At 64.7% G+C, this 24597-nt stretch carries 21 protein-coding genes and 1 pseudogene; 12 read left to right on the plus strand and 10 right to left on the minus strand.

All coding sequences use genetic code 11. From position 1 onward, the window contains the following. Positions 1-4: 4 nt before the first annotated feature. A complete protein-coding gene (locus FXB41_RS34330) occupies positions 5-700 on the minus strand; it encodes a hypothetical protein (RefSeq protein ID WP_007593580.1) in 696 nt (231 codons plus the stop codon). Then, positions 697-1266, minus strand: a complete 570-nt coding sequence (locus FXB41_RS34335; RefSeq protein ID WP_219684883.1) for a sigma-70 family RNA polymerase sigma factor — start codon at positions 1264-1266, stop codon at positions 697-699. Before FXB41_RS34335 ends, FXB41_RS34330 begins: the two co-directional genes overlap by 4 nt. A gap of 434 nt (positions 1267-1700) precedes the next feature. Here FXB41_RS34335 and FXB41_RS34340 point away from each other — a divergent pair, with 434 nt between their 5' ends. After that, positions 1701-2858 (plus strand): GGDEF domain-containing protein, encoded by a 1158-nt coding sequence (locus FXB41_RS34340; protein ID WP_007593584.1) that lies wholly within the window; start codon positions 1701-1703, stop codon positions 2856-2858. A gap of 63 nt (positions 2859-2921) precedes the next feature. Then, complete coding sequence (locus tag FXB41_RS34345) at positions 2922-4025, plus strand: DUF2336 domain-containing protein (RefSeq protein ID WP_219684884.1); 1104 nt, start codon at positions 2922-2924, stop codon at positions 4023-4025. A gap of 10 nt (positions 4026-4035) precedes the next feature. Here the strand turns inward: FXB41_RS34345 and FXB41_RS34350 are convergent, their stop codons facing one another. Both FXB41_RS34350 and FXB41_RS34355 read right to left on the minus strand, forming a co-directional pair. Continuing rightward, positions 4036-4674 (minus strand): NrsF family protein, encoded by a 639-nt coding sequence (locus tag FXB41_RS34350; protein WP_007593588.1) that lies wholly within the window; start codon positions 4672-4674, stop codon positions 4036-4038. A gap of 2 nt (positions 4675-4676) precedes the next feature. Further along, on the minus strand, positions 4677-5222 hold the full coding sequence (locus FXB41_RS34355) for a sigma-70 family RNA polymerase sigma factor (protein WP_007593589.1): 546 nt from the start codon (positions 5220-5222) through the stop codon (positions 4677-4679). Positions 5223-5510: 288 nt separating this feature from the next. Here FXB41_RS34355 and FXB41_RS34360 point away from each other — a divergent pair, with 288 nt between their 5' ends. The 8 genes from FXB41_RS34360 to FXB41_RS34395 all read left to right on the plus strand — a co-directional run bounded on the left by FXB41_RS34360 (position 5511) and on the right by FXB41_RS34395 (position 11890). Continuing rightward, entirely contained in the window at positions 5511-6176 is a 666-nt protein-coding gene (locus tag FXB41_RS34360) for a hypothetical protein (RefSeq protein WP_219684885.1), read from the plus strand. Positions 6177-6338: 162 nt separating this feature from the next. Continuing rightward, positions 6339-7118 (plus strand): enoyl-CoA hydratase, encoded by a 780-nt coding sequence (locus FXB41_RS34365; RefSeq protein ID WP_219684886.1) that lies wholly within the window; start codon positions 6339-6341, stop codon positions 7116-7118. A gap of 184 nt (positions 7119-7302) precedes the next feature. Next, on the plus strand, positions 7303-8733 hold the full coding sequence (locus tag FXB41_RS34370; RefSeq protein WP_376707533.1) for a TolC family outer membrane protein: 1431 nt from the start codon (positions 7303-7305) through the stop codon (positions 8731-8733). A 153-nt stretch (positions 8734-8886) separates the two neighbouring features. Beyond that, positions 8887-9087, plus strand: a complete 201-nt coding sequence (locus FXB41_RS34375) for a type II toxin-antitoxin system RelE/ParE family toxin (protein ID WP_311985936.1) — start codon at positions 8887-8889, stop codon at positions 9085-9087. Then, positions 9087-9437, plus strand: a complete 351-nt coding sequence (locus tag FXB41_RS34380; RefSeq protein ID WP_007593593.1) for an addiction module antidote protein — start codon at positions 9087-9089, stop codon at positions 9435-9437. Before FXB41_RS34375 ends, FXB41_RS34380 begins: the two co-directional genes overlap by 1 nt. A gap of 51 nt (positions 9438-9488) precedes the next feature. Beyond that, on the plus strand, positions 9489-10046 hold the full coding sequence (locus tag FXB41_RS34385; RefSeq protein WP_219684887.1) for a P-loop NTPase family protein: 558 nt from the start codon (positions 9489-9491) through the stop codon (positions 10044-10046). A 54-nt stretch (positions 10047-10100) separates the two neighbouring features. Then, on the plus strand, positions 10101-11063 hold the full coding sequence (locus FXB41_RS34390) for an amidohydrolase family protein (RefSeq protein ID WP_219684888.1): 963 nt from the start codon (positions 10101-10103) through the stop codon (positions 11061-11063). Between the two features lie 200 nt (positions 11064-11263). Beyond that, positions 11264-11890: a LysE family translocator gene (locus FXB41_RS34395; RefSeq protein WP_007593596.1), complete on the plus strand. Its 627-nt coding sequence runs from the start codon at positions 11264-11266 to the stop codon at positions 11888-11890. A gap of 9 nt (positions 11891-11899) precedes the next feature. Here FXB41_RS34395 and FXB41_RS34400 read toward each other — a convergent pair whose 3' ends face one another. The 3 genes from FXB41_RS34400 to FXB41_RS34410 form a co-directional block, all read right to left on the minus strand. Continuing rightward, complete coding sequence (locus tag FXB41_RS34400) at positions 11900-15016, minus strand: efflux RND transporter permease subunit (RefSeq protein ID WP_007593597.1); 3117 nt, start codon at positions 15014-15016, stop codon at positions 11900-11902. A 35-nt stretch (positions 15017-15051) separates the two neighbouring features. Next, positions 15052-16296: an efflux RND transporter periplasmic adaptor subunit gene (locus FXB41_RS34405; protein WP_219684889.1), complete on the minus strand. Its 1245-nt coding sequence runs from the start codon at positions 16294-16296 to the stop codon at positions 15052-15054. A 145-nt stretch (positions 16297-16441) separates the two neighbouring features. Beyond that, positions 16442-17854: a CoA transferase gene (locus FXB41_RS34410; protein WP_219684890.1), complete on the minus strand. Its 1413-nt coding sequence runs from the start codon at positions 17852-17854 to the stop codon at positions 16442-16444. 54 nt (positions 17855-17908) lie between these two features. Here FXB41_RS34410 and FXB41_RS34415 point away from each other — a divergent pair, with 54 nt between their 5' ends. Together FXB41_RS34415 and FXB41_RS34420 are read left to right on the plus strand one after the other, a co-directional pair. After that, complete coding sequence (locus FXB41_RS34415; RefSeq protein WP_007593600.1) at positions 17909-18196, plus strand: hypothetical protein; 288 nt, start codon at positions 17909-17911, stop codon at positions 18194-18196. Between the two features lie 225 nt (positions 18197-18421). Next, a complete protein-coding gene (locus FXB41_RS34420) occupies positions 18422-19192 on the plus strand; it encodes an SDR family NAD(P)-dependent oxidoreductase (RefSeq protein WP_219684891.1) in 771 nt (256 codons plus the stop codon). A 167-nt stretch (positions 19193-19359) separates the two neighbouring features. Here the strand turns inward: FXB41_RS34420 and FXB41_RS34425 are convergent, their stop codons facing one another. From FXB41_RS34425 to FXB41_RS34435, 3 genes and pseudogenes are all read right to left on the minus strand, one after another. Continuing rightward, entirely contained in the window at positions 19360-22728 is a 3369-nt protein-coding gene (locus FXB41_RS34425; RefSeq protein WP_219684892.1) for an error-prone DNA polymerase, read from the minus strand. Further along, a complete protein-coding gene (locus FXB41_RS34430; RefSeq protein WP_219684893.1) occupies positions 22725-24308 on the minus strand; it encodes a Y-family DNA polymerase in 1584 nt (527 codons plus the stop codon). The genes FXB41_RS34425 and FXB41_RS34430 overlap by 4 nt, the downstream gene beginning before the upstream one ends. Then, positions 24205-24597 (minus strand): annotated as a pseudogene (locus tag FXB41_RS34435) (DNA repair protein); the annotation flags it as partial. The pseudogene FXB41_RS34435 and the gene FXB41_RS34430, both read right to left, overlap by 104 nt.

A 24597-nucleotide genomic window follows, 5' to 3' on the forward strand; every position in this document is an offset into this window, starting at 1 on the left:
CGCCTTACGGCGCCGCGACGGCGAGGTTGACGAACTTCTCGCGCTGCATCTTGCCGAGCAGCGAGGCGAGTTCGTCCTGGCTCATCGCCTTGTCGAACTGGAGGCGGAACATGCCGCCCTTGGCATCACCGATGATCGAAGCCTGGTAGCCGTCGAGCAATGCGGTGATGTCGGCGACGCGCGCCTCGGGCGTGAAGCGCACCAGCGCGCGCGCCGGCGGGACGGTCGTGCCGAGGTCGCGTGTAAGCGGAGCGCTGGTCGAGAGCGAAGCAGTCTGGAAGGTCGCAGTCTGGGTCTTCGTCAACACCGCGCCGATGATTCCGGCTTGCAGCACGAGCGCCATGGCGCCAAGGCTCGCCGACCAGGCCAGCGTGCGCGGCGACAGGCTCGCAAAGAAGGTTGCGATGCGCGCCGACAGCGGCAGCGAACCGGCCGCCCGCGCAGGTTCGGCGTCGATCGCGGCGAACAGCTTCTGCATCGCGCGCGCCGACGGAGCACCCAGGCTCTCGTTCAGATGGATGGTCTCTTCATACTCGCCGCGGATCGCGGCATATTGCTTCGCGAGCTCGGGATCGCGCGCCAGCGCCTCGTCGACGCGGCGCGCATCGCGCGGGTTCAGCGTGCCGGCGGCGTGCCACGGCAGCAGCAGTTCAATTTCACCGGGCTCTTGCTCCAGCATCTTCTTGCTCAAAGCCATCATGGCCAGCCTCGCTCAACGCCGGCTGCTTTCAGCAGTTCGGCCAATTTCTTGCGCGCATAGAACAAGCGCGTCTTCACAGTGTTCTCCGGGATGCCTACGATTTCGGCCACCTCTTCCACGGATTTCTCGTGGTAGTAGACGAGATCGACGATTTCCCGATGATCCGGCGAGAGACCCGTCAGACACTCCCGCAACGCTTCACTGGTATCCTTCTTCTGCACTGCCGTTTCCGGATTGTCGGACGTATCCTCGATCGCGTTCGCGGCGTCGTCGTCCAACTCAAAATCCTTCCTGCGCCGGAGCGCAGACAGGGCCTTGAATCGGGTAATGGCCAGCAGCCAGGTCGAAACGGCGGATCGGCCCTCGAACTTGCCGGCTTGACGCCAGACGTCGAGAAATACCTCACTGATGAGGTCTTCCGCCGCCTGCTCGTCCCGCACGAGCCGGAGGCCGAACCGATACACCCTGACATGGTGCCGCCCGTACAGCACCTGCATGGCGAGCCGGTCGCCTTGAGCGATCCTGGCGATCAGGATCTCGTCCGAAGCCGCTTGTGTCACGCTCAAAGACCGTCTCGCAAGGTTGGTCGGGTGGATGCGGCAGACGGTTCGACGGGAGGGGTAAAATTGTTCAACCTACCGCAGTCGTACGGGAAGCTGTGTGATCTACCCCACAGACGCGAAATTTCCTGTTGCCACCCGCGGCTGGGCGCTTCGCTCAAGAACGGTAACATAGTAATGAAGCACTTTCCTGAGCAATGCCGTCCCAGCTTAGACGGCCCGACGTGCATGGAACCTTAGCAGCTTAGCACGACATATGTCTTCCGAAGCCCTGCTTTGGCTCGACCGCGTCGCACACGATGCCTAATCGCCGGCAAATTCCTGGGGCGGTCGACGTCCCGCGCTGCCGCGCTGTACAGCGTGGATTCGGTTTCGAAGGATACCAAACCTAAAGGCTTGCCACGTAGATTTTTGGGCTGACATCCACGATTGGCGGGACCATGAGCACGGCTGCGACGTCCTTTCCCGAGAGGAATGCCGCTGAGGCCGCGGATCTCGCCCTGACCACCGAAGCGGCGGCACCCGAAGTCCTCGCGCGCCGGATCCGGCAGCGGCGCCAGATGTATGTCGGCCAGGTGGCGAGCTACTCGCTCGGCGCCTCCGTCCTGCTGCTCTACGCTTTTGACGGCGTGATCTCCATGGGCGTTCCGTCACTGTTCTGGCTCGGCGGCCTTCTGATCATCGGGACCTTCACCGTGCTGTCGGAAGCGGGCTTCGGCGACCGGTTCGAGGATCATTACCTCACCGTCTTCCAGATCTCGGCGCATATGACGCTGCAGCTGCTGTTCCTGCTCGCGGTGCCGACAGTCGGAGTTGCGTTCCTTGCCGTGCTGTTCCTGATCTTCGCCTTCGGCACGCTTCGTATGACCTCTAGTCAGGCGATGCTCACCTGGGGCCTTGCGACGTGCGGGCTCGCCTTGGTTTTCCTCGCCTCGGACTTGCCAATCGGACTGCCGGTGACGACCCAGCTGCAACGGGCCGCCTCGATGCTGTGCTTCGTGCTGGTGATCGGCCAGTGCGCCTTCCTCGGCCTGTTCGGCGCCACGCTGCGCAAGATCCTGTACCGGCGCAGCATCGAGCTGAAGGCCGCCTATCAGCGCATCGAGGAGCTGGCGGAGCTCGACGAGCTCACCGGCTCCTACAACCGCCGCTGCATCATGCGGCTTCTCGACGCCGAGATCGAAAAATCGCGGCAGACATCGAGGCCTTGCGCGATCGCGCTGATCGACCTCGACTGGTTCAAGCGCATCAACGACGCCCACGGCCATCCCGTCGGCGACGAGGTGCTGCGCACCTTCGCGATCACCATGTTCGCCAATATCCGCCCGGCCGACTGCTTCGGCCGCTACGGCGGCGAGGAATTCTTGCTGCTGCTGCCTGGGATGGACGGCGATGCGGCGTCGCGCATGCTCGATCGCCTGCGCGGGATCGTCGCCGATCTGGACTGGAGCGCATTCTCCCCGGGCATGCGCGTGACCATTTCCGCGGGCGTCGTGACGCTACGCGACAACGATACTGCCGACACGTTTCTCGTGCGCGCCGATAGCGCGCTCTATTCCGCCAAGGCACAGGGGCGCAACCGCATTGCAACCAGCTGACCAATCCATTTTCTCCCGGCGCGACAGAAGCCGCGGCCGGGCCGAACGCTCCAGGACAGGGCAATGAGATCCAAAGCCGTAAAATCATCCGAAAGTCTGCTCGAGGAATTGCAAACTGCGCTCTCGCACGGCACCGTCGCGCACCGGGTCGAGACGCTGCGCCGCGTCACCGATCTCTTCGTGGGCAACGCCTTGGACTATTCCGACGACCACGTTCGTGTGTTCGATGACGTGTTCCAATGCCTGATCGAGCAGATCGAGACGTCCGCCAGGGCGCTGCTCGCAGAACGCCTCGCACCGATCGCGGCTGCGCCGCCGAAGATCATCCGCACGCTCGCGCTCGACGAGGTGATCGAGGTTTCCGGCCCGGTGCTGTCGAAATCCGAACGGCTGGACGAGGCGACCCTGATCGAGATCGCGCGCACCAGGGGCCAGGCCCATCTCAAGGCGATCTCGCTGCGGCGGGTACTGTCGGAAGCGCTGAGCGACGTGCTGGTGACCCGCGGCGACGAGGACGTGGTGCAATCGACCGTCAACAATCCGGGCGCGCAACTGTCGGAGGGAAGTCTCGCCGACCTCGTGACCCGCGCCGAACGTGACGACGACCTCGCCAGCTGCATCGGCCTGCGGGCCGACCTGCCCCGCCATCATTATTTGAAGCTGGTCGCGAAGGCCTCCTTGGCCGTGCGCAGGAAGCTGGAGGCCGCGCATCCGGAGCTCGCGGACGACGTGTCCAGCGTGGTCCAGGAAGCGGCGCAGCGAATCCGCGCCGCCAGCATGACCAGGCAGACCGAGAGGGCGCGCGCGCTGGTGAAGTCGCTGCACGAGGACGGCCGCCTCACCGAGCTCCAGGTCGCCACCTTCGCGGAGCAGGGCAAGTTCGACGAAACCAACGCAGGGCTTGCCGCGCTTGCGGGCGTCGCAGTCGAGACCGCCGAGACCATGATGATCGAAAGCCGGGTCGAGGGCGTGATGATCCTCGCCAAGGTCGCGGCCATGCAATGGTCGAGCGTCCGCGCCATCATCGCCCTGCGCGAGAAGCTCGCAGGCGGCTCGCAGACCGACATGGTGACGCTGCGCGACGCTTACGAGGCGCTGCGCAGTTCGACCGCGCAGCAGGTGCTGCGCTTCCACCGCATGCAGCAGGGCGCGACGCCGGCGGCGTGAAGCCGGCGAGCTAGTAGCGTAGGACCTTCGCCCCCACCAGCGCGCCAATTGCCGTCACCAACGCGGTCGCGAGCGTGTACCAGGTCGCGACGAACAGCGGCGAGTCATCGGTGCAGTGCGAGGCGTACAGCGTCGCGGCAAGGCCCGCCGACACCAGGCCGGCGAGCGCGCCGGCGAGCGCGGGGTGGGACGGCGCGCCGTGGCGCAGGCCGAACAGGGCCCCCGCAAGCAGCGGCAGCGACATCGCAGGGATTGCCAACAGGCACACCCTGGAATTCTTGCCCATCAATCGCATCGTCATCGGCATGGCCGGCGCCATCATCGCCTCGCTGCCGATCGCCACCGCGAGCAGCCCGACGGGCAGCAGCAGCAGCCAGCCCCAGCCACGCAGCAAGGCTTCGGGACGCGACAGATGCAGGCTGACGATGATCGCGGGTATCGCGAGCGACAGCGTGACCGCGAACTTCATGTCGAAGAACGGGTTGTGCATCGCGCTCATCACGTCGTGACGCACACCGAGGAAGGTGGCGAAGATCAGAATCGACAGGGGCGCGGCGACCAGCAGCGCCATGGTCAGCACCGCGCCGACGCGCGGCGGGCGATGGGCGTTATCGGCCGCGAGCGTGCGAATGAGTTGATCGGTATCCATGACTAGTGGTTCCGCAGTTTGGCTGTCAGCGCCGCAAGTCCGCGATGCAGCGCCACCCGCACCGCGCCCTCGCTCATCGAATATTTCGCCGCCGTGTCCTTGATCGAGGTGCTGTCGACCGCGATCGACTGCAACACGTCGCGCTGGCGTTGCGGCAGCGTATTGAGCTGGCTGGCGACTTCGCCGGCCGAGACCGTCTCCTGCGGCGCCTCGCCCGGCAGGGTCTCGGCGAAATCGTCGATGTTGACGAAGATCCGCCTCCCCCGTCGCCGCAGCATGTCGATCAGCTTGTTGCGGCCGATCGCAAACAGCCACGGGGCGAAGGGGGCTTCGCTGTCCCAAGTGTGCCGCTTCAGATGCACCGCCAACAGAATCTCCTGCACGATATCCTCGGCCTGGTCGGGAGGCTGCCCGGCCCGCGCCAGGCCGCGCCTCGCGGCAGCGCGCAGCACAGGCGTGACCGCCTTCAACAGGCGATGATACGCTGCGTCATCGCCTGCCATGGCCGACCGCATCAGGCCGGTCCACTCGTCCTCACGTCCGCGCACGCGCGCCCTCACCATGCAATTCGGCCGTTCTTTCAGTTTGTTACGCCGGCGGCGGCACGATCACGAATTCGTGATCGTGCTTGGCCGCGCGACCGATACGGCCGTCAAAATCTGCGACGGCTCATAACACCGATCAGTCCCGTCCGCACCCGTGGCCGGCCGCGAACGCAACGGTTTGCCGCGCTTTTGCCCGGTGTGGCCCGAAGATTCCCATTTTCTGCCCCGCTGTGGTCACGCCCCAGGGTCTCTGTTCGCTCCCGGGACGGGCGGACTTGGGGAGATGTCAACATGATGAAAGCCAGCGGGCGCGCGGCCCTGATTCTCCTGGCCGGGCTTTTCGTGCTGTTTGGGGGCGTTGCACAGGCGGCGCCGAGTTCAGCCGCTAGCAGCAAGTCGGACAGCGCAGGCAAACAGGCGGACGAGGTCAAGCCGAGCAAGCAGCGGCGTCACACGTCGCGCCACCGCGACAGCGCCAAGACGGCGCAAAAATCCGACGACAAGGCCGACAAGAAGGACGCTACGGCAACGGCCGACGAGGCGAAGGCCGACAACCGTGACGCGCCGGCCTCGAGCCAGATGCCGCCGGAAGTCGCCAACGCCAATGCGCAGCTCGCCGCCGCCGATACGCCGACCGCGGCGGCCGCCTCCGCAATGACGGGCCGGGCCAACGACAACGTCCAGGCCGCGGCCGATAATACCGCCGCCCCGAACGCCGAGAGCCAGGTCGTCCCACCCGATCAGCTCAACGACATCGACCGCGCCCTGCAACAGGACAGCGCGCCGGCACAGAAGGCGGTGATCGCCGCAACCGACGCGCAGCCGCGTCCGGCGCCGGTGATGGCAAGCAGCCAACAGAGTTCGGCCTGGGACCAGAGCTCCCTGATCGGAAAAATCTTCATCGGCGTCGGCACGCTGCTGACGCTGGCCTCCGCCGCGCGCATGTTCATGGCGTGACTTTGGCTTGATTTTGGCCTGATCGCCGACCCGCGGGACCTCGTCCGGAACGCGCATCTCGCCGCGTGTTCCGGCCGTTCCTGCTCCGGTGGCTTTGGCGCCTCTTGAAGCCCACCGCGTCAGCGGGCACATTGCCCGCTCAACCAAAAGCGTGGGTGGAGCATGAGCACGTTCGAACACATCATCGTCGAAAACAAAGGTGCGGTCGGCATCATCAAGCTGAATCGGCCGAAGCTGCTCAACGCACTCTCCTTCGGCGTCTTCCGCGAGATCGCCGCGGCCGTCGACGATCTCGAAGCCGATGACACCATCGGCTGCATCGTCGTGACCGGCAGCGAGAAGGCATTTGCCGCCGGCGCCGACATCAAGGAGATGCAGCCGAAAGGCTTCATCGACATGTTCTCGGAGGATTTTGCCGCGATCGGCGGCGATCGGGTCGCGCGCTGCCGCAAGCCGACGATCGCCGCGGTCGCGGGCTATGCCCTCGGCGGCGGCTGCGAGCTCGCGATGATGTGCGACTTCATCATCGCCGCCGACACCGCCAAATTTGGTCAACCCGAAATCACGCTCGGCACCATCCCCGGCATCGGCGGTACCCAGCGCCTGACCCGTGCGATCGGCAAGTCCAAGGCGATGGACCTTTGCCTCACCGGCCGCATGATGGATGCAGCCGAAGCCGAGCGCAGCGGCCTCGTCAGCCGCATCGTTCCGGCCGACAAGCTGATGGACGAGGTGATGGGCGCGGCCGAGAAGATTGCCGCGATGTCGCGGCCCGCGGTCGCGATGGCCAAGGAAGCGGTCAACCGCGCCTTCGAGACCACGCTCGCCGAGGGCATGAGCGTCGAGCGCAACCTGTTCCACTCGACCTTCGCGCTGGAGGACCGCTCCGAGGGCATGGCGGCGTTCATCGAGAAGCGGAAGCCGGTGAACAAGAACCGGTAAGGAGGCGCGCGGTCAGGCTGGTGTAAGGCAATGCCGTTCCCGCAGAATCCCTGTGATGTACCTGCAACAAGCACGGAATAGATGGGGGTTTCCCCCGCGGCAGTTTGCCTGCGGGACCTCGGCTGGTTAAACAGTTAAGAGAGCCGCCGTCGGCGGGGGCGGACAGCCGGGATTTGCGGATTACATGATTGGGCGTGCCGCCAGAGCTGGTCGCGTGATGACGCGGCACCGATCGGGCGTGGCTCCTGTGCTCGCGACATGGACCACGCTTGCGCTCTGTTGCGCCCTGCCCTCCGCGGCACGGTCGGAAGCGCTGCCGGAGGCGCTCGCCAAGGCCTACCAGACCAATCCGCAGCTCAATGCCGAGCGCGCACGGCAACGCGCCACTGACGAGAACCTGCCGCAGGCGCTCGCGGGCTACCGGCCACAGATCGTGGCAAGCCTCAGCGCCGGGCTGCAATCGGTGCGCAACCTGCTGCCCGACAACACCATCCAGACCGCCAATCTGAAGCCGTGGATCATCGGCGTCACCGTGACGCAGACCCTGTTCAACGGCTTCCGCACCGCCAACAACGTGCGCGCCGCCGAACTCCAGGTGCAGTCGGGCCGCGAGGCGCTGCGCAACGTCGGCCAGGGCGTGCTGCTCGACGCGGTCACCGCCTACACCAACGTGCTCGCCAACCAATCGCTGGTCGAGGCGCAGCGCTCCAACGTCGCCTTCCTGCGCGAAACGCTCTCGGTCACTCAACGGCGCCTCAACGCCGGCGACGTCACGCCGACCGACAGCGCCCAGGCCGAGGCGCGGCTCAACCGCGGGCTCTCCGATCTCAACGCCGCCGAAGTCGCGCTCGCGGTGAGCCAGGCGATATACGCACAGGTGATCGGCAATGCACCGTCGCAGCTTCGCGCTGCCGAAGTCGTCGACCGCTATCTGCCGAAGAGCCGTGAAGACGCGTTGACGATGGCGATCCGCCAGCACCCGGCAGTGATGGCCGCCGGCTTCGACGTCGATGTCGCCTCCACCAACATCCGCGTCGCCGAAGGCGCGCTGCTGCCGAGCGCCAGCGTCCAGGGCAGCGCCAGCAAGAGCCGTAATAACGACCCGACGCTCGGCACCTTCGCCGAAGATCAGGCCTCGATCGTCGCCAATGTCACCGTGCCGATCTACGACGGTGGCCAAGCCGCCGCACAGACCCGGCAGGCCAAGGAGATCACGGCGCAGAGCCGGCTCGTGCTCGACCAGGTGCGCAACCAGGCGCGCACGGCGGCGGTCAGCGCGTGGGTTGTCCATGAAGGCGCCAAGATCGCGGTCTCGGCCTCGGAGTCCGAAGTGAAGGCGGCGACCGTCGCGCTCCAGGGCGTGCAGCGCGAGGCCGCCGGCGGACAGCGCACGACGGTGGATGTGCTGAACTCGCAGGCCGATCTGATCCAGGCCAAGGCCCGCCTGATCGGCGCCAACCGCGACCGCGTGATCGCGTCCTATACGCTGCTCAGCGCCGTCGGCCATCTCGACGTCAAGACCTTGAGCCTGAACACGCCGGACTATCTGCCCGAGGTGCACTACCAGCAGGTCCGTGACGCCTGGCACGGCCTGCGCACGCCATCCGGGCAGTAGTTTCCGCAACGCCTTTGGGCTCTCCACCGCCCAGGCACGCCACCCTCCTTTGACATTTTGTAGCCCATGGGCTACATTTGCACCTCATGATCGAGGTGAGGCAAACCGAGCATTTTTCGGAGTGGCTGACCCGCCTCAAGGACGCCAGCGCGGTTGCCCGGATCACTGCCCGCGTTCGCCGACAGCAAGAGCGTCGGTCGCAACGTCCGGGAAATGCGCATCGACTACGGACCGGGCTATCGGATCTACTATGTGCAGCGCGGAACGCAGATTGTGATCCTGCTGTGTGGCGGGGACAAGCGCACGCAGCGACGCGACATCAAGCTAGCCCAGCAACTGGCGGAGACAATGTGATGCCAAAAGCAGCGAAAACGACGGTCAAGGCGGCATCCAGGACGACGCGTTTCGACGCTGCCGACTATCTCAACACTGAAGAACGTCAGGCCGCCTATATTGCGGCCGCATTAGAGACCGGCGATCCTGATTTCGTGCGCGACGCACTCGGCCTTGTCGCTCGCGCGCGCGGGATGAGCGCGATCGCGAAGAAAGCCGGGTTGAACCGCGAGAGTCTGTACAAGGCGCTCGGAGAGACCGGAAATCCTGAGTTTGGCACGGTCATGCGCATTGTCGGAGCGTTAGGCCTGACATTGTCCGCCCAACCCGCGACAAGCGGGCGAATGTCGAAGCGCCGTCGAGCGGCGTGAGGGAGCGCGCCGCACCCGCGCAATCGGTTCGGGCAGTCTCAGGATGTGAACATGAAAAGCCGCCGCATCCATCTGATGGGAGCTTCAGGTTCCGGCGTGACGACGATCGGCCGCGCGCTCGCCGGCCGGCTTGCACTGCCACATCACGACAGCGATGATTATTTCTGGCTCCCGACCGCGCCGCCCTACCAGACGACACGCCCTGCCGCCGAACGTTTGCGACTAATGCGCGAGATGTTCTTGCCGCGGCTCGATTGGGTGCTGAGCGGAACCGTGACCGGTTGGGGCGACGAGCTCGTCCCATTCTTCGATCTCGTCGTCTTTGTGACGACGCCACGAGAGCTTCGCTTGCAGCGCCTGCGTGGCCGCGAGGCTACGCATTTCGGAGCGGATGCCGTCGCACCGGGCGGCTGGCGTCATGAGGAGGCAGAGTCGTTCGTCGATTGGGCCTCGCACTACGAAGCAAGCGATCGCGACGGCCGCAGTCTCGCAAAAGATGAGGCGTGGCTCGCGAAGCTGCCCTGCCCGGTCGTGCGCGTCGACGGCTCACGCCCGCTTGCGGACCTCGTCGAACAGCTATGCAGCGAAGCGCAGCGGCTGCCAGGCTGATGTGATACTGTCGCGACGCCACTGCCAGAATAATCAAAACAGGGGAGAGAAACCATGCTCGATCGACGCAGCGTTCTGCTTGCCTCTCTTGCCGCCGGAGTAGCCATGACCAGCAAAGTCCACGCCCGCGCGGCGCAGCCCGCGACGCCGGTTAATTTCGACGTCCCGGCGCATGCCTGCGACTGCCACACCCACATCCATGGCGATGTCGAAAAATTTCCGTTCTTCGCGGGCCGCGTCTACACGCCGGAGCCGGCGAGCCCCGAAGAAATGGCCGCGCTGCACAAGGCGCTGCATATCGAGCGCGTTGTGATCGTGACGCCGAGTGTCTACGGCACCGATAATTCCTCGACGCTGTTCGGCATGAAGGCGCGTGGCGCGGCCGCGCGCGGGGTGGCCGTGATCGACGACAAAACGACCGAGGCCCAGCTTGACACGATGCATGCAGACGGCTTTCGCGGTGTCCGCCTCAATCTCGCGACCGGCGGCGTCAATGATCCCAATGTCGGCCGGCCGCGCTTCACCGCCGCCGTCGAGCGCATGAAGGCGCGCGGCTGGCACGTGCAGCTCTACACCACGCTGCCCATGATCTCGGCGATCAAGGACCTCGTCGAGACGGCGCCGGTACCCATTGTATTCGACCATTTCGGCGGCCTCGAGGCTTCGCTTGGGCTCGAGCAGCCGGGATTTTCCGACCTGGTCGCGCTGGTGAAATCCGGCAAGGCCCATGTCAAGATTTCCGGCGCCTATCGCTCCTCGAAGCTCGCGCCCGACTATCAGGACATGGCGCCCTATGCGCGCGCACTGATCGCAGCGAATGCGGACCGCGTCGTCTGGGGTACGGACTGGCCGCACCCGGATTCGAGCCGTGTCGAGGGACGCAAAGCCACCGACATCGCACCGCTCTACCAGATCGACGACGGCCGCCTGCTCAACCAGCTTCCGGTATGGGCGCCGGATGCGGATGTGCGCAAGAAGATCCTGGTCGACAACCCGGCGCAACTCTACGGGTTCTGAGTCGCGCCAAGCGCAATTCGGTTCAACGACCGCGACACGTTTCCACAGTGAGGCGTGGAACTGTTGTCGCGAAGGCACAAACCCGTTGGACTCACACGAACGTGTTTGTGCTCTCGCTCGTTTCTCACCCTTCTGGTTGAGGCGGCGATTCATTTTCGGGGCTACGCACACGCACAGATTTCATTTGTTCGTGCGGGTGCATGTCTTTATCGCATTATCTTGCCGCGCTTTTTTCCGGCATTGGAATTGGTTTCACCGTCGCCGCCCCCATCGGCCCGATGGGTATGCTGTGCATTCAGCGCACATTGGCATCAGGCATGGCCACGGGCCTCGCAACCGGCTTCGGCGCCGCGACCGTGCATCTCACCTACAGCGCCCTCGCGGTTTTGGGACTCGGCTCACTGGCACAGCCCTGGGTCGAGGCCAATGCCGCCGGCTTCGGCATCGTCTCGGCGCTCACGCTGCTGTGGTTCGCGATCCGGACCCATCGCGGCTCGGTCGCGCTCCAGACGACCGACGACGTCGACAACGTACGTCTGGCGCGCGCCTATCTCAGCGCCATCGCGCTTGGGTTCACCAATCCGCTGACCGTCATCCTGTTTCTGGCTGCGCTGCACGCCTTTTCAATGCAAGCCGCGGCAGCCCCGCTGATCGCCGGTGTCTTCGTCGGTTCCGCGATCTGGTGGACCGTGCTCAGCACGATCGTGGCAACGGCGCGATCACGGCTGACGCCGCGCATGCTGTCGATGAGCAGCCGGTTGGCCAGCCTGATGCTGCTGGGCCTCGGCACCATGATGCTGGTGCGGATCGCGCAGCGAATGCTGTGATTGGCAGCGTCAGCGTGCGCGGCGGGAGAAGAAGGAGATCAGCACCGGCAGCGTCACCAGGATCACGATCGGCGCGAGCATCATGCCTGTCACTACGACCACCGCGAGCGGCTTCTGCACCTGCGAGCCGATGCCTTCCGACAGCGCGGCCGGCAACAGACCGATGCCCGCGACGACGCAGGTCATCAGCACCGGCCGAAGCTGCAATTCGCCGGTGCGTATCACCGCGCTCATGCGGTCCATGCCCTCTTCGATGAGCTGGTTGAACTGCGACAGGATGATGATGCCGTCCATCACGGCAATGCCGAACAGCGCGATGAAGCCGATCGCCGCCGAGACACTGAAGGCGGTGCCGGTGATCAAGAGACCGAGCACGCCGCCAAAGATCGCCATCGGGATCACGCTCATGGCGAGCAGCGTGTCAGTCATCGAACCGAAATTGAACCAGAGCAGGACGCCGATCAGCGCCAGCGAGATCGGCACCACGATCGACAATCGCCGGATCGCGTCCTGGAGATTGCCGAATTCGCCGACCCAATCCATGTGCGCGCCGGGCGGCAGCTGCACCTGATCGGCGATCTTCTGCTGCGCCTCTCGGATCGCACTGCCGAGGTCGCGCTCACGCACCGAGAACTTGATCGGCAGATAGCGTTCCTGCTGCTCGCGATAAATGTAGGCCGCACCCGAGACGAGGCTGATGGTGGCGACCTCGCTCAGGGGGATCTGCGTGACGGTGCCGTTCGGTCCGGGCGCGCCGATCCGCAAATTCTGGATCGCCTCGGCGCTCCTGCGGAATTCCGGCGCGAGACGAACGATGATCGGGAAGTGGCGGTCGCTTCCGGCCTCGTAGATGTCGCCGGCGGTGTCGCCGCCGATCGCGACCTTGATGGTGGCGTTGATATCGCCCGGCGCGAGGCCGTAGCGCGCGGCCTTGGCACGGTTGATGTCGATCTGGATGGTCGGCTGCCCGAGTGAGGTGAACACCGCAAGGTCGGTGACGCCCTGCACGGTTGCCAGCACCGACTTGATCTTGTTGGCGGTGTCGGTCAGCGCCTGGAGATCGCTGCCGAACAGCTTGATCGAGTTCTCGCCCTTCACGCCGGAGACGGCTTCGGAGACGTTGTCCTGGAGATATTGCGAGAAGTTGAACTCGACGCCGGGGAAGCGATCGTCGAGCTGCTTGAGCAGCTGCGCAGTCAGCTCTTCCTTGTCGCGGGTGCCGGGCCATTGGCTCGCGGGCTTGAGCGGCGCGAAGAACTCGGCGTTGAAGAAGCCGGCGGCGTCGGTGCCGTCATCGGGGCGGCCGTGCTGCGACACCACGGATTCCACTTCAGGCCGCGCGCGGATCACCTTGCGCATCTCGTTGACGTAGGAGTTGCCTTCCTGGAGCGAGATGGTCGGCGGCAGCGTGGCGCGGATCCAGAGATTGCCCTCCTCCAGCTTCGGCAGGAATTCGAGGCCAAGCAACCGGCTGAGCGCAACCGTCATCAGCACGAGGCCGAACGCGCCACCGAGCATGATGCCGCGGTTGGCGACCGCCCAATGCAGCACCGGCATGTAGATCCGATGCAGGATCAGCATCACCCTGGTCTCGGTCTCATGGACATGTGCGGGCAGGATGATCGCGGACAGCGCCGGAGTGACGGTGAAGGTCGCAAGCAGGCCGCCGGCCAGCGCATAAGCATAGGTGCGCGCCATCGGCCCGAAGATGTTGCCCTCGACGCCGGAGAGCGTGAACAGCGGCAGGAAGGCCGCGATGATGATCGCCGCGGCGAAGAAGATCGAACGGGAAACATCGGCCGCTGCGCTGAGGATGGCGTGGCTTTTCATGCCGAACAGCGTCTCGGACGACATCTGCTCGGATTCCGACATCGGCGTCGTCTGCGTCAGGCGCCGGAAGATCGCTTCCACCATGATGACGGTCGCATCGACGATCAGGCCGAAATCGATCGCGCCGACCGACAGCAGGTTCGCCGATTCCCCGCGCAGCACCAGGATGATCACCGCGAAGAACAGCGCGAACGGGATAGTGGCGCCGACGATCAGCGCACTGCGGAGATCGCCGAGGAAGATCCACTGCAACAGCACGATCAGCAAGATGCCGACCACCATGTTGTGCAGCACGGTGTGGGTGGTGAGCTCAATCAGGTCACCGCGGTCGTAGATGCGCTCGATGCGCACGCCGGGCGGCAGGATGCTGGACTCGTTGATGGTTTGAACGAGCTGGTGGACGCGCTTGATGGTTGGCGAGCTCTGCTCGCCACGGCGCATCAGGACGATGCCCTGCACGATGTCGTCGGCCTCGTCGAGGCCGGCAATGCCGAGACGTGGCTTCTGGCCGACGGTAACGGTGGCGACGTCCTTGACCAGCACCGGATTGCCGTTGGTCTGCGAGACCATGGTGTTGGCGAGGTCGTCGATCGAGCGGATCAGGCCGACGCCGCGCACCACTGCCGATTGCTGACCGATATTGACGGTGTTGCCGCCGACATTGACGTTGGAATTACCGACCGCCTGGAGCAATTGCGGCAGCGTCAGGCCGTTAGCGACCAGCTTGTTGAAGTCGACCTGGAGCTCGTAGGTCTTGCTCTTGCCGCCCCACCCGGTGACGTCGATCACGCCGGGCACGGCACGGAAGCGCCGCTGGAGGATCCAGTCCTGGATGGTCTTGAGGTCGAGCACGCTGTAGTTCGGCGGACCGACGAGACGGTAGCGGAAGATCTCGCCAATCGGGCTGAGCGGCGAGATCTGCGGCTGCACGTTGCCGGGCAGTGGAGCGAGCTGCGCCAGGCGGTTCAAGACCTGCTGCAACGCCTCGTCATAAGTGTAGGCGAAGGAGAACTGCAGTTTGACGTCGGAGAGGCCGTAGAGCGAGATGGTGCGAATGGTCGTCAGGTTCTTCAGACCCGCGACCTGGGTCTCGATCGGAATCGTGATGTAGCGCTCGATCTCCTCCGCCGACAGGCCCGGGCTCTGCGTCACGATGTCGACCATCGGCGGGGTCGGATCGGGGTAAGCCTCGATGTTGAGCTGGTTGAACGCGATCAGGCCGCCGATGAGCACGGCGACGAACATCCCGACCATCAGGAAGCGCCGGTTGACGGCAAGGGCGACGAGGCGATCCATTCAGGTCTTCAGCTTGTCTTTTTCCGGCCCGTCAATCAGCTGCCGGACGCGGCGCGGTCGATGAACAGGCTGCCTTTGGTGACCACCTGCTCGCCGGGCTTGAGATTGCTGGTGACCTCGACGAGGTTGCCATTGATGAGACCGATCTTGATCTCGCGCAACTCCACCGACTTGTCCTCGCGTGCGACCCAAAGGCGGACCTTGTCGGCTTCGTAGATCAAGGCCTGCTTCGGTACCGCCGGCGCGGCGCGGTCGCCGGACGAATAGATCGTGACGTTGGCGAACATCTCCGGCTTCAGCAGACCGTCCTTGTTGTCGATGGTGGCGCGGACCAGCAGGCGGCGGGTGTTCGGATCGATCGCGGCGGCGACATAGTTGACCTTGGCGGTCAAGGGGCGGCCCGGCAGCGCCATCACGTTGACGGTGATGTCCTGCCCGATGCACACGGCAGCCGCATCGCTCTCGCGCACGAAGGCGGTGAGCCAGACCGAGGAGAGGTCGCCGACCACGAAGACCGGATCGCTGGCGCCCGAATTAACGTACTGGCCAGGGCCGATCTTACGCTGCACGACCGTGCCCGCGATCGGCGAATAGATCGTGACTTCCGGATTGATGACGCCCTTGTCCTGGAACGCCTTGATGGTCTCGTCGGTGAAGCCGAGGATCCGCAGCTTGTTGCGCGCGGCTTCCAGCGCGGTCGCCGAGGAGCGCATGTCGTTCTGCGCCTGAACCTGGGTCGCTTCCGCCTGCTGATAATCCTTCAGGGGGATGGCATGGCCCTCGTAGAGGTCCTTGGCACGCTTGAACTGGATGTCGGCAAGATCGATCGCCGACTTCGCCTTGTTCTGCGAGCTCATCGCCGCAATGAAATCGTTCTGGGCCTGCACGGTGTCGGCGGCCTCGATTGTGAACAGCGGTTGACCTTGCTTCAGCACCTCGCCGGGCTTGGCGAGCAGCTTGGTCACCCGGCCCGCATAGGGCGAGAACACCGGCGTCGAACGGTCCTCGTCGACTGCGACCTTGCCCTCGGTGACATACTCGGCGCGGAAGGTCTTGGCCTTGACCGGCTCGATCGTCAGCGTCGCCCATTCCGACGGCGTCGGCGTGAAGTTCTGCGCACTCCTGCGCGACTGGCTGGAGATCTCGGAGTGGCTCTTCTCCTTGGCTCCCGCATAGAGGAAGCCGTAGGCCCCGGCACCGGCAAGAGCTAGTAAAACTACGGATGTAATCACCCGTTGTTTTGTAAGCACCTGCAATCGCTTGGTATTTTCAACTACCATGGGGCCCGGTCATGTCTGCGATGATACCGGCGGATGCCCGCCTCATCGGTCGCGCTAATAGTGCCGAATTGTGATTTCAAACAACCTAAAAAACGCCGGGCGCCTTTCGGTTTGCGTTAAAAATTTGCGACACGTCAGCTTCACGTCAGCTTGTCACCGGCCACTCTGCCGGATGACTGCCGAGCGGCATCGCCGGACGGCTCCATCGCGCCGGCGTCTTCGACAGCAGCGCTGAATGGCGCACCGCCTTCAACATGCCGAAGCCAGATGGCATGCTCTCGATGAATGCAGCATGTACGGCCTCGCCCGTAATATCCGGGGTGTTCAGGCCATTTTCGAGCCGTCCGAGATTCCAGAGCCAGCGCCCGGTCTGCGTCAGCGACACGCGCACGTGCCAGCTGCCGCCTTCGCGGGCCTGGCGGGCCTTGGCCATCATCGCGCCGAACGCCATCAGATAACCGGTGGCGTGGTCGAGCATCTGCGCCGGCAATTCCTTCGGTCCATCGATGCCGGCAGCCTGTCCCTCGGCATGGTTGAAGCCGATCGTGGTCTGCACCAGCGAATCGAAGCCGCGCCGTTCCGCCCAGGGACCGGCATGGCCATAGGCCGACAGCGTCACGTAGACGATGCCGGGATTGATTTTCGCCGCGTCCTCCGGCGTAAAGCCGAGAGCGGCGAGCGCGCGCGGCCGATAGCCTTGCGAGAAGATGTCGGCGTCCTTCAACAGCGCGCGCATCTGCACTCTGCCGGCCTCGCTCTTCAGCTCGATGAAGGTTGTGAGCTTGCCGCGGCCGGTGTCGATGGTCAGCCACGGAATGGCCGGCAGCGCAGGGCCTGACACGAGCAGCACATCCGCGCCGTGCGCGGCAAGCGTGCGGCCGGCGACGGGGCCCGCGATAACGCGCGAGAGATCGAGCACGCGCAGACCTGCGAGCGGGCGATCGCCTTTTGGCGGTCGTTGCGGCCACGGCTTTGGCGCGGCCTCGCCGATCTTCTCGATCGAAACCAGCGGCAATTCAGCGAGCGCGCGGGCCTGCGGCAGCGTCGACCATTCGTCGTAGGAGCGCATCAGGGCAACGACGCCGCCCGCAGCGTAGGCCGCGGTCTCGAAATCTTCGCCTTTCCATTGCATCAATGCGGCCTGCACCTTCTCGCGCTCGGGCTCGGAGCCGAGGACCTTGCAGACGGCGTCGCGATGATGCGGAAAATTGGTGTGGCAGCGGACGAAGCGGTTGTCGCCGGTTCTGTAGACGCCGGCGATGGCGTCCCAGGCCGGCGGCGGCGGCCTGTCGTCGACGCGCAAGTAGCGCTCGGAGCGGCATTCGGCGACGGCATGGCGCAGGTCGACGCTAACGTCCTGCGCCTCGCCGCTGCGCAATCTCCAGATTTCGGCGGCAGCAAGGCCGGCGGCTGCGATCGTCGTTTGGCCGGCAATTGCGACGCGAAACGAGGACGGGATTTGCGGCTCTTCGCCCGTCAGCCGCACGTGGGCAAGCGCGGCGGCGTCACCGCCGGCGGAGGTCCAGATGCCACTGAGAATTTCGGTGGGGCTTTGCATGACCCTTCTCTCCCCTTAGTTTGCGATCATCGCATTAGCACACAAGGACATGCAATGGCCGCCATCGATCCCCTCACCGCAGGCGCCGTGTTCATCGCAACGGCAGCCACCGACGCGGTCTATGTCATGTTCACCTCGGCGGTGATCGCGCGCAAGCGCGTGCCCGCGGCGAACTGGAGCGCGGTCTGGTACATGCTCTCCTCCTACGCCGTGATCAGCTACACCGAAAATGCGTTCTATGTGGCTTTCGCGGCGATCGGCTCCTGGGCCGGCGCCTACGTCTCACTGACATTCCTGCATCGCCCGCCCGGCGGCCCACCGGTGGGCGCGGCACCGGAGTGAGGGTGATCGATTGAACGACGCAATCAAACGCACGCAGGATGTCGTCCTGGCGAAAGCCAGGACCCATTACCCCGGTCGAATGTTGTTGAAATGCGCGTTGGCCACAACATCGCACAGCAACGAAGGTTTGTGGTAATGGGTCCTGGCTTTCGCCAGGACGACGTTGGAGAGGCACCCGCTTTGTTCGCGACGACAGCGCGCGACCAACAACAAGGAAAACCAACAATGGATCTCGGTCTCAAGGGCAAGAACGCCGTCGTGCTCGGCGGCACGCGCGGCATCGGGCGAGCGATTGCGGCGACGTTGGCCGGCGAGGGCAGCAATGTCGCGGTGTGTGCACGCAACGCCGATCAGGTTGCCGCCACCGTTACGGAATTGAAAGCCAGCGGGATCCGCGCGGCCGGCGGCCCGGTCGACGTCACCGACGGCGCGGCACTGAAATCCTGGATCGAGGGCGCGGCAAAGGAGCTTGGCGGCATCGACATGCTGTTCTCCAACGCGGGCGCGATGGCGCAAGGCCATGATGCCGCGTCGTGGGAACAGAATTTTCGGCTCGACCTGCTCGGCGCCGTGCATGCGTTCGACGCCGCGCGGTCGTTCCTCGAGGCCAGCGGTGCGAGCAGCGGTGACGCCGCCTTCGTGATCATCTCATCGATCTCCGCGGCGCAAGCGGACACGGCGAGCTCCTACGGCCCGATCAAGGCGGCATTAATCCACATGGCCAAGGGACTGGCGCGGCAATATGCGAAGAAGAAGATTCGCGTCAACGTGGTCTCGCCTGGCACGGTCTATTTCAAGGGCGGCGTCTGGAATACCATCGAGCAGAACATGCCCGAGCGTTACAATGATGCGATGAAGCGTAACCCCACCGGCCGCATGGCCACGCCACAGGAGATCGCGAGCGCGGCGGTATTTCTGGCGAGCCCGGTGTCGGGGTTCACCACGGGCTCCAATCTGGTGGTGGACGGCGCGATCTCGAACCGGGTGAATTTTTGAGGCCACGCTGGATCGCCCGGCTTGACCGGGCGATCCAGTATTCCGATGCGACAGAAGTTGAATCGTGAAGCCGCGGCGTACTGGACCCCGCCTCCGCGGGGTATGACACCGAGAGTGTGACGCGCACTCGTCGCAACAATCTCGTGGCAGCAGAGAGCGCTACATTCTTAATGAAAATCCCGCGACGGCGGCAGGATGCGGACGTTGCGGGGGTGGCGAAGTTTTTGCGCGGGCGCATCCGTGTGGGCGCGGGGATCGTCATTGAGCGGTTCGACCACGGTGGCGCCTGCCGGCACCGGATGCTTGCGGGTCAAGGCATCGTTGGCAAGGCCGACCAGGTCGTGTGAACGGTCGATCATGCGCTGGGCGATAAGGTGCGTCACCTTTTCTGGGCTGCTCTGGATGTAGCCCTCGACCAGGATGAGGCGCGCGCCCATTACCTCTTTCCGGTACTGCTCCATGATCTTCGGCCACACCACGACATTGGCGATGCCGGTTTCGTCCTCCAGTGTCATGAACACGACGCCGCTAGCGCTGCCCGGCCGCTGTCGTACCAGAACGACGCCGGCACAGCGAACGCGGCGCCGCTCGTTGTCATGATTGATGTCCTTGCAGGCGATGATGCGCTCGCGCGTAAACATCTCGCGCAAAAATTCCATCGGATGGCCTTTGAGCGAAAGGCGAATGGTTTGGTAGTCCGCGACCACCTGTTCGGCGCGCGGCATCACCGGCAACGGCCTGGCGTGCTCGTCCGGCTGCTCGCGCGCGGTAGCCACCTCGAACAGCGGCAGCGGCACATCGTCGGGCAGGCGCCGCACCTGCCACAGCGCCTCGCGGCGGTCGAGCCGGAGCGAGCGGAAGGCGTCGGCATCGGCGAGCAGGATCAGCGCGCGCTTGGGCAGTCCGGTGTCGCGGGCGAAGTCTTCCAGCGAGGTGAAGGGCCGGCGGTTGCGGGCGGCGACGATGCGGTCGGCCCAGTCGGGCGCTCTCTCCACATGGTCATTCCGGGACGCGGCTCTTTTCAGCCTTTCCTCATCCTCGTCCAGCCAGTGGAAACCGTCGATCTGGCGGAAGCCGAGACGTACCGCGCAATACCCGCCATTTCCCTGCTCCAGCGTGCTCTGCGCAAAACTGTAGGACACATCGATCTCGCGCACCTCGACGCCGTTCTTGCGGGCATCGCCGACGATCTGCGCCGGCGCGTAGAAGCCCATCGGCTGCGAGTTCAGCAGACCACAGCAGAAGGCATCGGGATGATGATATTTCAACCATGAAGATATGTAGACGAGTTGCGCGAAGCTTGCGGCATGGCTCTCCGGAAAACCGTAGGAGCCAAAGCCCTTGATCTGGTCGAAGCAGCTCCTGGCGAAGTTCGGATCGTAGCCGCGCGCGACCATGTTGCCGATCAGCTTCTCCTCGTATTGGCCGATGGTGCCGACATTGCGGAAGGTCGCCATGGAGCGGCGCAGGCCGTTGGCTTCCTCGGAGGTGAATTTTGCCGCCTCGATCGCGATGCGCATCGCTTGCTCCTGGAACAGCGGCACGCCCAATGTTTTGTGCAGCACATTGTAAAGTTCGTCCTTGTCGCCATGATCCGGTGACGGCGACGGATAACTCACTTTTTCCAGGCCGTTCCGCCGCCGCAAATACGGATGCACCATGTCGCCCTGGATCGGTCCCGGCCGCACGATCGCGACCTCAATGACGAGATCGTAAAAGGTCCGCGGCTTCAGGCGCGGCAGCATGTTCATCTGGGCGCGGCTCTCGACCTGGAACACGCCGAGCGACTCCCCATCGCACAGCATGTCGTAGACTTTGGAATCATCCTGCGGGACGCTCGCCAGCATCCAGCGTTCGCCCTTGTGCTGCTCGATCAGATCAAAGCACTTGCGGATGCAAGTCAGCATGCCCAGCGCGAGCACGTCGACCTTCATCATGCTGAGCGCGTCGACATCGTCCTTGTCCCATTCGATGAAGGTGCGATCATCCATCGCCGCATTGCCGATCGGCACATAGGTGTCGAGCCGGTCTTGCGTGAGCACATAGCCGCCGACATGTTGGGACAGATGACGCGGGAATTCGATCAACTCGGTCGCGAGCTCGACCGCGAGGTTGATCATGGAATTTTGCGGATCGAGGCCGGCCTGCCTGACCTGCATGTCGTTGAGGCCCTTGCCCCAGCTTCCCCACACCGTATCGGCGAGGGCCGCGGTGACGTCCTCGGTTAGGCCCAGCGCCTTGCCGACGTCGCGGATGGCGCTGCGCGGGCGATAATGAATGACGGTGGCGATGATCGCGGCGCGATGGCGGCCGTAACGCCGATAGACATATTGCATCACCTCCTCGCGCCGCGAATGCTCGAAATCGACGTCGATGTCGGGCGGCTCCAGCCGTTCCTTGGAGATGAATCGCTCGAACAGCAGATCGACCTTGGTCGGGTCGACCGAGGTGATGCCGAGCACGTAGCAGACCGCCGAATTCGCTGCCGATCCCCGCCCCTGGCACAAAATGTTCTGACTGCGCGCGTAATGCACGATGTCGTGCACGGTGAGAAAGTAATGTGCGTATTTCAGTTCGGCGATCAGCGCGAGTTCTTTCTTCAGGGTGGCGCGCAGCTTGTCGTCGATCTTGCCGCCAAAATATTTGTCGACACCGGCCCAGGTCAGATCCTCCAGATGCCCTTGCGCGGTCTTGCCCCGCGGCACCGGCTCGTCCGGATACTGATATTTGAGCTGGTCGAGCGAGAAGGTGATCTTGTCCGCAAAGCGAATGGTCTCCGCGACAGCCTCAGGGAAATCGCGGAATAGCCGCGCCATCTCCCTGGGCGTCTTCAGAAACCGCTCGGCATTGCCTTCCAGCTTGCGGCCGACCGCCTCGATCGTGGTTTTTTCCCGGATGCAGGTCAGCACGTCCTGGAGGGGACGGCGCGCGGGGTGGTGATAGAGCACCTCGTTGGTCGCAAGCAGCGGCACTTTTGCTTTTGAGGCGAGATCATCGAGCTGCGCGAGGCGACGGCGGTCGTCGCCGCGATAGACCAGGCTCGCCGCCAGCCACACGCCCTCGGCGCGACTTGCCTTCAGCTTGGCGAGGATGTCCTGCGCTTGCGCTGCATCGAAGCGATGCGGCAGCGTCAGGATCAGGAGCTGGCCTTCGGAAAACGCAAGGAGATCAGCGAAGGTGAGATGGCATTCGCCCTTCGCGATCCGAGTGATGTCGTCGCCGCGCTTGCCCCTGGTGAGAAGCTGGCATAGCCGGCCATAGGCGGCGCGGTCGCGCGGATAGACCAGGATATCGGGCGTACCATCGATGAAGACGATGCGCGCGCCGATCAGAAGTTTTGGCTTGTGCAGCACCTCGTCATTGTCGAGCTCCTTGTAGGCGCGCACCACGCCGGCGAGCGTGTTGTGGTCGGCGATGCCGATCACGGGAATGCCGAGTTTGCTGGCCTGATGCACATAGGCGCGCGGATCCGAGCCGCCGCGCAGGAAGGAAAAATTCGTGGTGATGCCGATCTCGGCATAAGCTGGCGTAGTCATGCGAAGAGACCGTGCACATACCAACCGGGAGGAACGGGCTTGCCGTCGCCGTCGAAGCACTCCCCCTCGTAAAGACCATCGCGAAAGATCCAGAAGCGCAGGCCTTCGGCATCCTCGATACGGAAATAATCCCGCGTCAGTTGCTTGCCGTCCTGCCGCCACCATTCCATGGCGATGCGCTCGGGGCCTTCCACCCGCACCACCGCATGCTGCGCGCGGCGCCAGGTGAATTGATGCGGCGGGCCGTCGGGCACGGTCGCGAACGGCACATTGATCGGCTCAGGCTTGTCGAACAGCCGCAACGGACGCAGCGGCGGCTCACTTTCAGTGCGCGCGGGCCATTCGGCCTGCATGGCCACGGCGAGATGATGCTGGGCAGGCGCCGCCAGCACCGCACATTCGGGGATATGGGTATCCTCAGGCAGGTGCACGACGACGCGCTTTCCGCCGATGCGCGCGGCGATGCGGTCGATCAGCGCAGCAAGCTCGTCATTGTCGTGGACATGGGCATCGAGATCGCGCTGCTCCTGCACCACGATCTCGGTGCGGCTTGCCGACAGCCGCACCATGTCGAAGCCGAAGCCGGGATCGAGCGGATCGGCGAGTGCATCGAGACGCTCGCGGAACAGCCGGTCGACGACCGCGCTCCGCGTCACGGGACGTCCGGTCTCGACCATGATCGCACGCACTGCGCCGTCGGTACGGAAGAAGGTGGCCTCAAGCCGGCGCGCGCCCTTGCCCTGCTTCTCCATCGACGCGATCAACGTGTCCGCCAGGCGCGACAGCGTCATCGCGATCATGGTGTCGGTCGCGATCGGCTCAGCAAAGCGTTTCTCCACGATGTAATCGGGCAGCGGCTTTCGTGGATTGATCGGCGCATCGCCCTGCCCCAGCGCATGCGCGAGCAGCGTGGAGAACCGCGCGCCGAACCGCGCCGTGATCTCGCCCGGTGCACGCGAGGCGACATCGCCGATGCTTTTCAGACCGGCACGGCGCAGGCCGGCGGTGATGGCCTCGCCCGCACCCAGCGCGGACACCGGCAGCCGGCTGATCGCCTCCGCCTCGCCCCCATCGGCGACGATGGCGCCTGTCGTCTGCCGCGTCAGGGTCCGTGCGCAGACCGAGGTGCCCGCGATCGCCGCACTGACGACAAAGCCCTGTCGGTCGAGCGCACGGACCAGCATCTGCAACAGTGCGGCCTCGCCGCCGAACAGATGCGCGCAGCCGGTGATATCGAGGAACAGCCCATGCGGCGGATCGAGCGCCACCAGCGGCGTGAAGCGGTCGCACCAGTCGGCGATGTCGCCGAGTGTCTTCGCATCAGCCACGACATCGGCGTCGAACACCCGCAAGTCCGGGCACATCGCCCGCGCATTGGCCAGGGGTTGGCCAATATGCAAACCGAGCCGCGACGCCGCATCGTCAAGCGCATGGATCACCAGCGCATTGGCGTCCTTGATGACGACGATGCTCGGCTCATCCTGCGCGGCGCTGCCAAGGAACCGTTGAATCCGGTCGATCGGCAGGCGCGGCAGCCACAGGCTGAGGATACGCCGACGGTTCACTGAACTGGCACTCATCACATTTCCATTCCATGATCCACCGGCCGCATGGGCCATGACGATTGCGCAACAGCTCGGCATCGAAGCGCGGCGCGCCCCAGGCGCTCCACATCGAGCCCGGCGGCGAATGCGCCGCGCGCAGCATCCATCGTGTCTCCGCGGTCGAGGGCAGCGGCTGCGCGGCCATCCGCAGCAAGAGGCCGGTGACGCCGGAGCCTTGCGCGGCCAACGTCAGCTTGCGGCTCGCCACCAGATCGAACTGCCGCGTCTCGCCCCAGAGTTCGAGCACGACCGCACCGAGCGCATC

The organism is Bradyrhizobium canariense (assembly GCF_019402665.1).
Lineage (GTDB): Bacteria > Pseudomonadota > Alphaproteobacteria > Rhizobiales > Xanthobacteraceae > Bradyrhizobium > Bradyrhizobium canariense.